This is a genomic window from Janthinobacterium sp. YR213 (assembly GCF_900099875.1).
In the GTDB taxonomy this organism is placed as follows: Bacteria; Pseudomonadota; Gammaproteobacteria; order Burkholderiales; family Burkholderiaceae_D; genus Janthinobacterium; species Janthinobacterium lividum.
Genome location: NZ_FNDA01000003.1, coordinates 807,882 through 821,799 on the forward strand (window position 1 = coordinate 807,882; position 13,918 = coordinate 821,799).

Below are 13,918 nucleotides of genomic sequence, written 5' to 3' on the forward strand. Positions count from 1 at the left end.
GGATGACGGCCCACCCAAAACGGGTTTATTGTTAAATTGTTACCATTTGCAGCCGCTATCCTTCTTGTCCAGCAACATCAGCACGGGCGCCAGCAAGCCTGCGCCTGAATAGGCGGTGCGGCAATCGCCGCGCTTGCCTTGCGCGATGTCGCGCGCCAGCTGGGTTTCCGTTTGCAGCGGCTTGTCGGGGATTTGTCCCACGGCCGTGCCCACCTTGGATGGATCGCGCTCGCCGGCCATCTTGCGCGCCGTTCTTCTGGCCGCTTCCATATCGAATTTCGGCGTTTCCGGGGTTTCTTGCCTGAAGGTATCGGTACTGGCCGCCGGCGTGGCCGGTGATGCCGGCACGACAGTGATGGCTTGCGGGCTGGCCGCCGGCGCCGTGGCCGCCGCCGGCGTTTCCCGGGCAGTGGCGAGTTTCGGCTTGCTGATGGGCTTGGGTTCGCGTTTCGGCTTGACGACTTCGGCAGGCGGCGGAGGCGCCTTGGCGGCCAGCGGACGTATCCACACGGCGATTGATTCCACGCGCGGTGCCGTGTCCTGCTGGACAGGCGGCTGCACATGGCGCCACAGATAGAGCAAGGCGCCATGCAGCAGCAAGGACACAGCTATGCCCAGCACGATGCCGCGGCGGTTCGGCATGGGCCGGCCGCCGTCGCTTCTTTCTATCCTGAACTCCATTGCCGTCGTCGCCTTCATGTCTGATCGGGAAAACTTGCCAAGCCAGTGTCGCATACTTCAATCGTTTTGAAAAATACATGGGTTCCAGTGCCGCCCGTAAATAATTTACATAGAGTTTCACCTGACCCTTGACCGAAGTCGATACGGCCTGTATTATCTTGGTCTTCGGAGTGTGGCGCAGCCCGGTAGCGCACCTGGTTTGGGACCAGGGGGTCCAAGGTTCGAATCCTTGTACTCCGACCAAATTTGTAGAAAAAAACCCAAGAGTTTCGGCTCTTGGGTTTTTTTTCGTCTGTACGGTTCAGGCAGGACGGAATAAGTTGGCGTAGCTCGGCTTAGCGCCAAGCGCGTAACCCGACAACAGTGTTGGCCATGACCTCGGTGACGTCGGATTACGCGTGGCGTTGCCACGCTAATCCGACCTACGCAGCGAGGCGTTTCGCCGCGATGGCATTGCCCGCGCGGCTGGAACCCTTGCGCCCCAGCTGCTGCGAGATGAACTGCCCCGCATCGACCACCAGGTCCAGGTCGATGCCGGTGGCAATCCCCAGTCCCTGCATCATGTACAGCACGTCTTCGGTGGCCACATTGCCGGTGGCGCCCTTGGCGTAGGGGCAGCCGCCCAGGCCGGACACGGACGAGTGATAGATCGCGATACCCGTTTCCAGGCTGGCGTAGATATTCGCCAGCGCCTGTCCATAGGTGTCGTGGAAGTGGCCGGACAGGCCGTCCACGTGGAAGGCGGCAATCGCGCGCTGCATCACCGCCTGCGTTTTGCGCGGCGTGGCCACGCCGATGGTGTCGGCGATGTCGATTTCGTCGCAGCCGAGGTCGCGCATGCGCCCCACCACGTCGGCCACGGCGTCGAGCGGCACGTCGCCCTGGTAGGGGCAGCCGAAGGCGCAGCTGATGCTGCCGCGCAGGCGCAGGCCGTGTTCCTTGGCCGCCTTCGCCACGCCTTCGAAGCGGGCGATCGATTCGGCGATCGAGCAGTTGATGTTCTTTTGCGAGAACGCCTCGGAGGCGGAGCCGAAGATCACCACTTCATCGGCCTTCGCCGCCAGCGCCGCCTCGAAACCCTGCATGTTCGGCGTCAGCGCGGAATAGATTGTGCCGGCGCGGCGCGCGATCTTTTCCATCACTTCCGCGCTGGTGGCCATCTGCGGCACCCATTTCGGCGAGACGAACGATGCCGCCTCGATATTGGCGAAGCCGGCCAGGGTCAGGCGGTCGACCAGTTCGATCTTGACGGCGGCGCTGATGGTGTCCTTCTCGTTTTGCAGGCCGTCGCGCGGACCTACTTCGACGATCTTGACCTGTTTCGGCAAACTAGCTTGAGCATGCATTTCAATATCCTTGCAAACGGTTGACGATGCCGGCGACAGAGTCTCCGGCTTGCAGGCGGCGCATCTTGGCGGCGATCTGCGCCACGCTTTCGCGGCGCAGGGTGGCCGCTGAAATATGCGGCGTGATGGTGATGCGTGGTTCTTGCCAGAACGGGTGCTGCTGCGGCAGCGGTTCGTTGCGGAACACGTCCAGCGTCGCTCCGGCGATGTGCCCGGAGCGGATCAGGGTCAGCAAATCCGGTTCGGCGATATGCGCGCCGCGCGCCACGTTGATGACATAGGCGCCCGGCAGCAGCATCGACAGGCGCGCGCGGTCGAGCAGATTGTGCGTGTCCGGCGTGAGCGGCAGCATGCACACCAGCACGCGCGTGCCGCGCAGGAATGCTTCGAGTCCCTCTTCGCCCGCATAGCACTGCACGCCATCGACGTGCTTGCGGCTGCGGCTCCATCCGCGCAAGGGGAATTCGAACTGCGCCAGCGCTTGCAGCACGCGCGTGCCCAGCACGCCCATGCCCAGCACGCCGACGGGAAAATCCGCCTTGTCGAACGCGGGCAGCGGTTGCCAGATACCGGCGCGGCCCTGCGCCTCGTAATCGTCGAAACGGCGGAAGTGGCGCAGCACGGCGTGGCTCACATATTCGGCCATCTGCACGCCCATGCCCGCGTCATCCAGGCGCACCAGCGGCACGTGGGCGGGCAGCGCCTCGCCAAATTTCAACAGCGCGTCGACGCCGGCACCCGTGTTGAAGATGGCTTTCACGTGGGCCAGCTCAGGCAGCATGGCGGCGGGCGGCTGCCACACGACGGCGTAGTCGCACGGCGCCACTGTTTCGCCTTCGCGCCAGAAGATAATGTCGGCCTCGGGCAGCAAGTCGCGGAAGTCGCTGATCCACGCCGCTTCCTTGCCGTCCGAACGTTGTAAAAGGATGCGCATGGCGTTCTTTTACGCGGCAGCCTTGAAGGCCAGCAGCGGCGCGCCATCGGCCACCTGGTCGCCAACGGCATACAGCACGTCTTCCACCAGGCCGTCGTGCGGCGCGGCGATCGTGTGTTCCATCTTCATCGCTTCCATGATGACCAAAGGCTCGCCCTTCTTGACGTCCTGTCCTTTGTTGACCAGCACGGCGACGACCTTGCCCGGCATCGGCGCCGTCAGGCGCCCGCCTTCCGCTTCCACTTCGCCCGCATGCGCCATCGGATCGCTGTAGTGCAGTGTGTAGTGCAAGCCGCCGCTGAATACGTGGAACTGTTCCCCGTCGCGCAGCACGGTGCCATGCACGGCACGCTCGCCGAGCTTGATGTGCAGTTCCAGGCCTTTGCGCGCCGTTAGGGTGAGGGGCTGGCCGTTGAACAGCCAGCCATCCGTCTTGTAGGCGATGCGCGCGGCATAGGCCTTGCTGTCGCCAGTGAGCGCGAATTCATCGGCAAACGCCAGGCTGCGTCCCAGGGTGCTGTTCAAGCGCCAGCCCAGGGCATTGCCCCACGGGTCGGCGCGGTTGGCCGACTGTGCTTCGGCGGCCGCTTTTTCTTCCAGCAGCAGGGCGACGGACGCCAGCGCCAGGGCCGTGTCGGGCGCCGCCTGCAGGGCGGGGAACAGCGACGCTTGATTGCGTTCGATGAGGCCCGTATCGAGGTCGGCGCTGGCAAACGCCTGGCCTTCGACCAGGCGTTTCAGGAAGGCGATATTGCTGGCCAGGCCGACGATCTGGTAGTCGGCCAGCGCCTGCGCCATGCGCGCCAGCGCTTCGCGGCGGTCCGCGCCCCAGACGATCAGCTTGGCGATCATCGGGTCGTAGAACGGCGAAATCGCGTCGCCCTCGCGCACGCCGGAATCGATGCGCACGGACGCTGGAACGACCGTGCCACCCAGTTCGAACGTGACGGCGGAAGGCGACTGCATGTGGCGCAGGGTGCCGATCGATGGCAAAAAGCCCTTTTCCGGATTTTCCGCATAGATGCGCGCCTCGATGGCGTGGCCGTGGATCGTCAGTTCGCTCTGTTTTTTCGGCAGCGGCTCGCCAAAGGCGACGCGCAACTGCCATTCCACCAGGTCCGTGCCGGTGATCATTTCCGTCACCGGATGCTCGACCTGCAGGCGCGTATTCATCTCCATGAAGTAGAACGAACCATCCTGGTTGGCGATGAATTCCACCGTGCCCGCACCCACATAGCCGACGGCCTTGGCGGCGGCGACGGCCGCCTCGCCCATGGCCGCGCGGCGGTCAGCCGGCATGCCCGGCGCCGGCGCTTCTTCCAGCACCTTTTGATGGCGGCGCTGTACCGAGCAATCGCGCTCGAACAGGTAGATGCAGTTGCCGAGCGTGTCGGCAAACACCTGGATTTCGATATGCCGCGGGCGCGACAGGTATTTTTCGGCCAGCACCTTGTCGTCGCCGAAAGAGCTGATCGCTTCGCGCTTGCACGAGGCCAGCGCGGCCTTGAAGTCGGCGCTGTTGTCGATGACGCGCATGCCCTTGCCGCCGCCGCCGGCCGAAGCCTTCAGCAGCACGGGGTAGCCGATCTTGTCGGCTTGGCCGTGCAAAAAGTCCGCATCCTGTTCCTCGCCATGGTAGCCGGGCACCAGCGGTACATTGGCTTTTTCCATCAGCGACTTGGCGGCCGACTTCGAGCCCATGGCGCGCATGGCGGACGCCGGCGGGCCGATGAAGACCAGGCCCGCTGCGTGGCAGGCGTCGGCGAAGTCGGCGTTCTCGGACAGGAAGCCGTAGCCGGGGTGAATCGCCTGCGCCCCGGTCGCCAGCGCCACGGCGATGATCTTGTCGCCGCACAGATAGCTTTCCTTGGCCGGCGCGGGGCCGATCAGCACGGCTTCGTCGCACACGGCGACGTGCTTGGCGTTGGCGTCCGCTTCCGAATAGACGGCGACGGTCTGGATGCCCATGCGGCGCGCGGTAGCGGCGACACGGCAGGCGATTTCGCCGCGGTTGGCGATCAGGATTTTAGTGAACATGGTCTCTCTCTATTCTCTCAAAGGTGCAGCGGTCTCTTGATGGACCTGGTCTGTTGGCTTGTCGGCTTACGCGCTGCGCGCTAAGCCGACCTACGGATGGTGAGGCGGTATTCGTAGGTCGGGTTAGCCGGCACGGCGTAACCCGACAGGGCTGGATCAGCAGCCGCACTTCTCTTTCTGTACCGAGTCGAGCATGGCGCCGCGCGTCTGCAGGCCCAGTTTGCCCAGCAAGGTGCGGTCGTCTTCCGCTTCCGGGTTGTCGGTGGTGAGCAGCTTGTCGCCGTAGAAGATGGAGTTGGCGCCAGCCAGGAAGCACATGGCTTGCACGGCTTCGCCCATCTGGCGGCGGCCGGCCGACAAACGCACGCGCGCTTTCGGCATGGTGATGCGGGCAACGGCGATCGTGCGCACGAATTCAAACGGGTCGAGCGCTTCCAGGCCAAACAATGGCGTGCCTTCCACTTGCACCAGATGGTTCACGGGCACCGATTCCGGATATGGATTCAGATTGGCCAGCTGGGCGATCAGGCCCGCGCGTTGCAGACGTGTTTCGCCCATGCCGACGATGCCGCCGCAGCATACTTTCAAGCCCGCTTCGCGCACGCGGCCCAGGGTGTCCAGGCGGTCCTGGTATTCGCGCGTCGAGATGACGTTGTCGTAGAATTCCGGCGCCGTGTCGAGGTTGTGGTTATAGAAGTCGAGGCCCGCGTTTTTCAGGCGGTCCGCCTGTCCCTCTTCCAGCATGCCCAGAGTCGCACAGGTTTCCAGGCCCAGCGCTTTCACTTTGCTGACCATCTCTTCGACTTTGTCCATGTCGCGGTCCTTCGGGCCGCGCCATGCGGCGCCCATGCAGAAGCGCGTGGCGCCGTTGGCTTTTGCCTGGCGTGCCGCGTCGAGCACGGTGTCGATGTCGAGGATTTTTTTCGCTTCCACGCCCGTGTCGTAGCGGGCCGCCTGCGGGCAATAGCCGCAGTCTTCCTCGCAGCCGCCCGTCTTGATCGACAACAGGGTCGCCAGTTCCACGTCGCCATCGGGGAAGTTGATGCGGTGCGTTTGCTGGGCCTTGAACATCAGGTCATTGAAAGGCAGGTCGAACAGGGCCAGCACATCATCGATGGGCCAGGTGGCCGCTTCGGGCAGGGTGATGCGCGCCGCAGGGCGGTGCAGTTCGACGGTTTTTGCTGCTTCTTGGACTAAAGACATGGTGATTCCTTCGCTTCTATTTTTGAGTACGTTCAGTTGTTTGGCTTAATTGTTTGGTCTAGTTCTGCGACTGCTGCGCCGGCCAATTAGGCAAGCCGCTGAAATCGAGATACGCCGCCGCCGCTTCCGCGCTCGGTTGCGCCAGGCGCGGCACCTTGCCCAGCAGCGGCGCCGGGATGCGTTCGATCAGCGCATCGATATTTTCGTCGAGGAAGCGCATTTCCACTTCCAGCGTGTTGGCGACCCAGCCGATGACCGTCAAGCCGCGCGCCTCGACGGCTTCGAGCGTCAGCAAGGCCTGGTTGATGCAGCCCAGGCGCATGCCGACCACGAGGATCACGGGTAGATCGAGCTGCTGCGCCAGGTCGGCCGAATCAAAGCCAGGAGACAGCGGCACGCGGAATCCGCCCACGCCTTCGACCACGACCGCGTCCGAGGCGGCGGCGATTTCCAGGTAGGCGGCCAGAATCGGCACCGATTCGATGCTGACGCCTTCGAGCGCGGCGGCGATGTGCGGCGCGGCCGGCTCCTTCAGCATGTAGGGCGTCGTCAGGCTGCGTAGCATGGTGACGTTGCCGGCGGCGATCAGGCTGTCGGCGTCTTCATTATGCAGTTCGCCGTCGCGCATCTCGGCGCCGGCGGCGACAGGCTTCATGCCGCAGGCGCGCACACCGCGCGCCACCAGCGCGTGCAGCAGGGCCGACGACGTCAGGGTCTTGCCGATTTCCGTGTCGGTGCCGGTGACGAAACAGGCAAAGCGCGATGGCAGGCCGGTGGCGGCCGGAGCCGGCTGCACGGCCGGCGCCAGGTCCGCCAGCACTTCCGCCACGATAGGATCATCAAGGCTCATGGCGATTCCTTTCCAGGGTGTTGACTGCGTTGATCAATTGCGCCACTTCCTGCGCCGTGTGGCCGGCCGACAGGGTCACGCGCAGGCGCGCCGTCCCCGCTGGCACGGTGGGCGGGCGGATGGCACCGACCCACAGGCCCTGCTGGTACAGGGTGGCGGCGATGTCCAGCATGTCCGCATTCTCGCCAATGATGACGGGCTGGATGGCGGTCACGGATGGCAAGGCTTGCCAGCGCTGCAGCTGCAAGCCGTCGTTCCATTGCGCCACCAGCGCCGCCAGGTGCATACGGCGTTGTTTTCCTTCTTCACCGGCGATGATGTCGAGGCTGGCCAGCAGCGCATGCGCCAGCGCCGGCGCTGCCGCCGTGGTGAAGATGTACGGGCGGGCCTTCTGGATCAGGGTCTCGATCACGGCCTCGTGCGCGGCAACAAAGGCGCCGCCCACGCCGGCCGATTTGCCCAGGGTGCCCACATACACGAGGTAGGGCGAATGCAGGTCGAAGTGTTCGAGCGCCCCGCGGCCATGGGCTCCCAGCGCGCCGAAGCCGTGCGCGTCGTCGACCACCAGCCAGGCGCCATGTTGTTCGCACAGGGCCAGCAGCGCGGGCAGCGGCGCCAGGTCGCCATCCATGCTGAAGACGCTGTCGGTGACGACGATCTTGGTTTTCGCCGTGCTGGCTGCCAGCAGGGCCGCCAGGGCATCGAGGTCGGCGTGCGGATACACGCGTGTCTTGACGCGGGCCAGGCGCGTGCCATCAATCAGCGAGGCGTGGTTCAGCGCTTCCGAGAACATCTCCGCGTCCGGGTCGCCCGCCGACAGGGCCGTCAGCACGGCCAGATTCGCCATGTAGCCGGTGCAGAAATACAGGGCGCGCGCCTGTTCCAGGTTGGCGCCGACAAATGCCGCCAGCCGTTCTTCCAGCTGCGCGTGGGCGCGGCCATGGCCGCTGATCAAATGCGAAGCGCCGCTGCCGGCGCCATACAGGTCGGCGCCCTCTTTCAGCGCGGCGACGATGCGCGGATGCGACGCCAGGCCCAGGTAGTCATTGCTGCAAAAGGCCAGCATGGCGCGCCCGTCCACCGTCAGGCGCGGCGCGCACGGCGTGTCGACGGTGCGGCGGCGGCGGATCAGGCTGCGCTCTTCCAGTCCTTGCAACTGCTGTTGTAATCGCGCGATCAGTTCCATCTCAGGCCCCGATCACATGATTGAAGACGGCCAGCGTCTGCTGGCCCAGGCCCGCGATCTCGGCGTCGTCGAGGATGTACGGCGGCATCAGGTAGACGGTGGAGCCGATGGGGCGCATCAGCAGTTCGTGTTCCAGCGCCGTGCTGAAGAAGCGGCGCGAAAAGTCGGGCGCCGCGTCCACCGCATCGAAGGCCCAGATCATGCCCTGCTGGCGGAAGTGTTTGACTTTTTCATGCTGCGCCAGCGGCGCCAGCGCTTGCGTGATCTTGTCGGCGCGCACGCGGTTGGTGGCCAGCACGTCGTCTTCCTCGAAGATGGAAAGCGTCGCCAGCGCCGCGCGGCAGGCCAGCGGATTGCCCGTGTACGAGTGCGAATGCAGGAAGCCGCGGCGCACATCGGTGCTGTAGAAGGCCTGGTAGATGTCTTCGCGCGTCATCACCAGGGACAGGGGCAGATAGCCGCCGCTGATGCCTTTCGACAGGCAGACGAAGTCGGGCCAGATGCCGGCCTGTTCGCACGCAAAGAAAGTGCCCGTGCGTCCGCAGCCGACGGCGATTTCATCGAGGATCAAATGGACTTGATAACGGTCGCACAGGGTGCGCACCAGCGACAGGTACAGCGGGTCGTGCATGGCCATGCCGGTGGCGCACTGCACCAGCGGCTCGATGATGATGGCGGCGATCTTGTCCGCTTTTTGCTGGAAAAGCTGTTCGACTTCGGCGGCGGCGCGGCGCGCCACGTCCTGGGCGGACTCGCCCTCGGCCGCCTGGCGGAAGTCGGGCGACATCACCGTCTGCGTGGCGCGCAGCAGGGGGCCGTAGGCATCCTTGAACAGGGCGACATCGGTGACGGCCAGCGCGCCGATGGTTTCGCCGTGGTAGCTGCCTTTCAGACAGACGAATTCCTGCTTTTCACTCTTGCCGCTATTGCGCCAGGCGTGAAAACTCATTTTCAGGGCGATTTCCACGGCGGACGCCCCATCGGACGCGTAAAAGCTGTGACCGAGCACGCCACCCGTCAAGGCGGAGAGTTTTTCCGATAGTTCGATCACCGGTTCATGCGTGAAACCGGCCAGCATCGCATGTTCCAGGCGGTCCAGCTGGTCCTTGAGTTCCGCATTGATGCGCGGATTCGCGTGGCCGAACAGGTTCACCCACCAGGAGCTGATGGCGTCCAGGTAGCGTCGGCCTTCGTGGTCATACAGCCAGGCGCCGCGGCCATGGCTGACGGGGATGAGCGGTACAGTCTCGTGGTGCTGCATTTGCGTGCACGGATGCCACACGCTGCGCAGACTGCGTTCGACCCAGCCCGATTGTTTTTCTGCTTTCAAAACTGCTCCAATGATATTGCTAGCCCATGAGCCAACTCGGCTTGCGCTTGTCGAGGAACGATTGCACGCCTTCGCGTCCCTGCTCCGAAGCGCGGATCTGCGCGATGCGCTCGGCGGTGTCCAACAGCAGCGCATCGTCAACCGGCTGGCCAACGATCTCGCGCACCAGCGTTTTTGCTTGCGCCACCGCGTGCGGGCTGTTGCCCGTCAGCGCTTTGAGCACCTCGGCCGTTTTCGCGTCCAGCGCGTCGCCAGCGACTACCTCGTGGGCAAAGCCGATGCGCAGCGCCTCTTGCGCGGAGAATCGCTCCGCGGTCAGGAAATAGCGGCGTGCCGCGTTTTCGCCCATGGCCTTGATGACATACGGTGAAATAGTGGCCGGGATCAGTCCCAGCCGCACTTCGCTCAGGCAGAAATGCACGTCTTCCGCAACCAGAATGATATCGCATGCGGCGACGAGGCCCATGCCGCCCGCATAGCAGTCGCCCTGGATCTTCGCCACCACGGGCTTGGGACACAGGTAAATCGTGCGCAGCATCTGCGCCAGCTGCAGCGCGTCGGCCTGGTTTTCGGCATGCGTGTAGCCTGCCATCTTCTTCATCCAGTTCAGGTCCGCACCGGCGCAAAAGGCCGCGCCATTCGCCGCCAGCACGATGGCGCGCACCATGTCGCTGCGCCCCAGGCCCTCGAAGGCGCGCGCCAGTTCGGCGATCGTCGTCTCGTTGAAGGCATTGCGCACGTCGGGGCGGTTCAGGGTCACGGTGGCGACATTGCCCTCGATGACCAGCTTTAAGGTTTCAAATTCCATTCTCTTCTCCCTGAATGCCGCTTACATGCGGAATACGCCGAACTTCGTGTCCGGGATTTCCGCGTTCAAGGCGGCCGACAGGCCCAGGCCCAGCACCATGCGGGTATCGGCCGGGTCGATCACGCCATCGTCCCACAGGCGCGCGGTGGCGTAGTACGGGTGGCCCTGGTGTTCGTATTGCTCCTTGATCGGCTGCTTGAAAGCCGCTTCCTCGTCCGCGCTCCACTCGCCGCCCTTGCCTTCGATGCCGTCGCGCTTGACGGTCGCCAGCACGGAGGCGGCCTGGTCGCCGCCCATGACGGAAATGCGCGCATTCGGCCACATCCACATGAAACGGGGGGAAAAGGCGCGGCCGCACATGCCGTAGTTGCCGGCGCCGAAGCTGCCGCCGATGATCACCGTGAATTTCGGCACGGCAGCCGTGGCGACGGCCGTGACCATCTTGGCGCCATTGCGGGCGATGCCCTCGTTTTCGTATTTGCGGCCCACCATGAAGCCCGTGATATTTTGCAGGAAGACGAGCGGGATCTTGCGCTGGCAGCACAATTCGATGAAATGCGTGCCTTTCAGGGCCGATTCGGAGAACAAGATGCCGTTATTGGCGATGATGCCGACTTTCACCCCATAGATATGCGCGAAGCCGCAGATCAGGGTGGTGCCGTAGCGGGCCTTGAATTCGTCGAAATCGCTGCCGTCGACGATGCGCGCGATCACTTCGCGTACATCGAAGGGCTTGCGCGTATCGACGGGGATCACGCCATACAGCTCCTGCGTCGGGTATTTCGGCTCGACGGACTCGCGCATCGCCATCTGCTGCGGCTTGGTGCGGTTCAGGTTCGAGACGATGGTGCGCGCCAGCGACAGCGCGTGCAGATCGTTCTGCGCCAGGTGGTCGACCACGCCGGACAAACGCGTGTGCACGTCGCCGCCGCCCAGGTCTTCGGCCGTCACCACTTCGCCGGTGGCCGCTTTCACCAGCGGCGGGCCGCCGAGGAAAATCGTGCCCTGCTCCTTGACGATGATCGACTCATCGCTCATGGCCGGCACGTACGCGCCGCCGGCCGTGCAAGAGCCCATCACGACGGCGATCTGCGGGATGCCCTTGGCCGACAGGTTCGCCTGGTTGTAGAAGATGCGGCCGAAATGGTCGCGGTCGGGAAAGACGTCGTCCTGGTTCGGCAGGTTGGCGCCGCCCGAGTCGACCAGGTAGATGCACGGCAGGTTGTTCTGGTCGGCGATTTCCTGGGCGCGCAAGTGCTTTTTCACCGTCATCGGATAATACGTGCCGCCCTTGACGGTGGCGTCGTTACAGACGATGACGCATTCCTGGCCCGAGACCCTGCCGATGCCGGTGATGATGCCGGCGGAAGGCGCCGCATCGACGCCCTTGGCGTCCTGGTACATGGCGTAGGCCGCCATCTGGGAAAACTCGAGGAAGGGCGTGCCGGGATCGAGCAGCATCTGCACGCGGTCGCGCGGCAGCAGCTTTCCGCGCGCCAGGTGCTTGGCGGCAGCCGCTTCGCCGCCGCCGGCCGCGATTTTCTCGACCTTGTCGCGCAAATCGTCGACGATGGCTTGCATGGCCGCGGCATTGGCCTTGAAATCTTCACTGCGCGGATTGAGTTTGCTTTCGATGTGCGGCATTGCGGTTCCTTTTTATTATCGCCCGGTCTCTCGGGTCGCGCTATTCGGGAAAACTGCCGTCGAGATAAAACCAGCGCAGGGCGCCGCCCTCACCCGCTTCGCGCACGAAGCGGCTCACTTCATGCAGGCGGTGCGCGCGGCCGTTGACCTTGTAGCGGGCCACGAATTCCACGCTGTCGCGGTGTATCTCTTCGGCTTGATCTGCTGATACTGCTTTACGTTGACGTAAACGTAAAGCAGATTTTACCTCAAGTCCCAGCCAGTGGACTTTTTCTTCTTCGGCAAATAAAGCGTCGGTGGGACGGGTGCTGGCGTGCCAGGTGGCAAGCAGATACGGCTCGTCGCGCAAGGTAAACGCCGTGTAGCGCGATCGCATCAGGGCTTCGGCCGTGGGCGGCAAGGCGTCGCCCGCGATATACGGGCCGCAGCAGCCGGCGTAGGAGGCGCCGCCACAGGGGCAGGCGGCAGATGTCGAGAGTGTGGGCATGCGCTGGCAATCAGGAACAGAAAAGAGGGAACTGAAAAGTTCCGCAATTATCCGCCATATCGGCAGCGGCGCGTGCGCCGCGCCTTGCCTGGCTACTTTTGGGGACTGAGGAAGTCCAGCGCGAACGGCGGCGCCTTGCCAGCCATGAGGTTGGCCAGGATGCGCGCCGTGCCGGCCGCAAAGGTAAAGCCCAAGGGGCCGTGGCCCACGTTAAGCCACAGGTTCGCATATTTGCTGGCGCCCACCAGCGGCGCGCTGTTCGGCGTGGCGGGGCGCAGGCCGGCCCAGGCCGTGGCCTGGTCGTAATCGGCGCCGTGCGGCATGGCTTCGCGCGCCAGCCGCGTCAGGCCCGCGATGCGGCCCCAGTCGATGCTGTTGTCGGCGCCCACCATGTCGACCATGGCGGCCACGCGCAAGTCGCCACCGATGCGCGCATACAGTACCTTGCGCTCGAAATCCGTGATGCTGATCTCGGGCGCCCGGTGCTGCGCGCGGATGGGCGCCGTCAGGCTGTAGCCCTTCAGCGGGTACAGGGGCAGGTAGATGCCCGCCGTGGCGGCCAGGTCGCGGCTCTGGATGCCGGCCGCCAGCACATAGTGATCCGCTTGCAGCAAGCCCAGGCTCGTATCGACGCCCGTGATCCTGCCCTTGTGCGTGACGAGGCGGCGCGCCTCGCCTTTTAATAAGAGCGAACAATTCGGGTGCTGCAGCAGGCGCGCTTCCAGCGCCAGGCAAAAGGCGTGGCAATCGGCCACCGCCTCGCCTTGCGTAAAAATGCCGCCCGCCAGGGCGCCTTGCAAGGCGGTCAGCGCCGGTTCGCGCTGCACGGCTTCCGCCGGAGACAAGACGATGCGCGCCTCTTCCGACTCGGGCCGGGCCACGGCCCGCTGAAAGATGGCGGGCGAGCGGTAGACGATGAGCTTGCCCGCATCGCGCCAGGCATACGCTTCGGGCGGCACGGTCAACTCCAGCTGCGCCATGCCGGCGCGGCTCCATTCTCCCAGTTGCAGCAGCTTGGCCGTCGTGCGGGCATTGCTGGCGCTGTTGCAATTACGCAAGAAACTGGCCATCCAGCGCCATTGGCGCCAGTCCGCTTCGGGACGGAAGCGCAGCGGACCGTCTTTCTGCAGCAGCCATTGCAGGGCTTTGAAGGGCACGCCCGCATCGGCCAGCGGGGCTACATAGCGATAGCTGAGTTGGCCGCCATTGCGGTAGCTGGCGGCGATCGCCACCTGTTCATTGCGTTCCAGTAAGGTGACCTTGTAGCCGGCCTCGGCCAGCCACCAGGCCGATGTCAGACCGACGATGCCGCCGCCGATGATGATGACTTGTTGCTGCATGTTGCCTCGCTGCGTTGCGCTCCCATGGTGCGGAAGCATTCGGGAAGAGCTTAGAGGCTGGCCGTCAGGGCA

12 protein-coding genes and 1 tRNA gene are annotated in these 13,918 nt (G+C 64.5%); 1 reads left to right on the forward strand and 12 read right to left on the reverse strand.

Features of this window, described 5'->3' with window-relative positions:
* Window positions 1–39: 39 nt before the first annotated feature.
* Entirely contained in the window at window positions 40–642 is a 603-nt protein-coding gene (locus BLT98_RS17570; protein WP_092609826.1) for a hypothetical protein, read from the reverse strand.
* Between the two features lie 205 nt (window positions 643–847).
* Between BLT98_RS17570 and BLT98_RS17575 the strand changes: the two genes are divergently transcribed.
* Window positions 848–924 (forward strand) — tRNA-Pro (locus BLT98_RS17575).
* A gap of 179 nt (window positions 925–1,103) precedes the next feature.
* On the opposite strand, the gene BLT98_RS17580 is transcribed toward BLT98_RS17575, so the two are convergent.
* The 11 genes from BLT98_RS17580 to BLT98_RS17630 form a co-directional block, all read right to left on the reverse strand.
* Window positions 1,104–2,027, reverse strand: a complete 924-nt coding sequence (locus BLT98_RS17580; RefSeq protein WP_092609829.1) for a hydroxymethylglutaryl-CoA lyase — start codon at window positions 2,025–2,027, stop codon at window positions 1,104–1,106.
* Between the two features lies 1 nt (window position 2,028).
* A complete protein-coding gene (locus BLT98_RS17585; RefSeq protein WP_092609832.1) occupies window positions 2,029–2,961 on the reverse strand; it encodes a 2-hydroxyacid dehydrogenase in 933 nt (310 codons plus the stop codon).
* Window positions 2,962–2,970: 9 nt separating this feature from the next.
* Complete coding sequence (locus tag BLT98_RS29720) at window positions 2,971–4,998, reverse strand: acetyl/propionyl/methylcrotonyl-CoA carboxylase subunit alpha (protein WP_092609835.1); 2,028 nt, start codon at window positions 4,996–4,998, stop codon at window positions 2,971–2,973.
* 156 nt (window positions 4,999–5,154) lie between these two features.
* Window positions 5,155–6,201: a biotin synthase BioB gene (gene bioB / locus BLT98_RS17595; protein WP_034782789.1), complete on the reverse strand. Its 1,047-nt coding sequence runs from the start codon at window positions 6,199–6,201 to the stop codon at window positions 5,155–5,157.
* A 58-nt stretch (window positions 6,202–6,259) separates the two neighbouring features.
* On the reverse strand, window positions 6,260–7,051 hold the full coding sequence (gene bioD, locus BLT98_RS17600) for a dethiobiotin synthase (RefSeq protein ID WP_092609838.1): 792 nt from the start codon (window positions 7,049–7,051) through the stop codon (window positions 6,260–6,262).
* Window positions 7,041–8,237 (reverse strand): 8-amino-7-oxononanoate synthase, encoded by a 1,197-nt coding sequence (gene bioF / locus BLT98_RS17605; RefSeq protein WP_092609841.1) that lies wholly within the window; start codon window positions 8,235–8,237, stop codon window positions 7,041–7,043. Before bioF ends, bioD begins: the two co-directional genes overlap by 11 nt.
* Before the next feature lies 1 nt (window position 8,238).
* Window positions 8,239–9,567 carry an adenosylmethionine--8-amino-7-oxononanoate transaminase gene (gene bioA, locus BLT98_RS17610; RefSeq protein WP_211614993.1) on the reverse strand — a complete coding sequence of 443 codons (1,329 nt, stop codon included), beginning with the start codon at window positions 9,565–9,567 and terminating at the stop codon, window positions 8,239–8,241.
* Between the two features lie 19 nt (window positions 9,568–9,586).
* Window positions 9,587–10,375, reverse strand: coding sequence for an enoyl-CoA hydratase/isomerase family protein (locus BLT98_RS17615; RefSeq protein WP_034782795.1), 789 nt, complete (start codon window positions 10,373–10,375; stop codon window positions 9,587–9,589).
* A 21-nt stretch (window positions 10,376–10,396) separates the two neighbouring features.
* On the reverse strand, window positions 10,397–12,019 hold the full coding sequence (locus BLT98_RS17620) for a carboxyl transferase domain-containing protein (RefSeq protein WP_070257910.1): 1,623 nt from the start codon (window positions 12,017–12,019) through the stop codon (window positions 10,397–10,399).
* A gap of 40 nt (window positions 12,020–12,059) precedes the next feature.
* Window positions 12,060–12,506 carry a YchJ family protein gene (locus BLT98_RS17625; protein WP_092609847.1) on the reverse strand — a complete coding sequence of 149 codons (447 nt, stop codon included), beginning with the start codon at window positions 12,504–12,506 and terminating at the stop codon, window positions 12,060–12,062.
* A gap of 92 nt (window positions 12,507–12,598) precedes the next feature.
* Window positions 12,599–13,885, reverse strand: a complete 1,287-nt coding sequence (locus BLT98_RS17630) for a D-amino acid dehydrogenase (RefSeq protein WP_139179304.1) — start codon at window positions 13,883–13,885, stop codon at window positions 12,599–12,601.
* Window positions 13,886–13,918 lie beyond the last annotated feature (33 nt).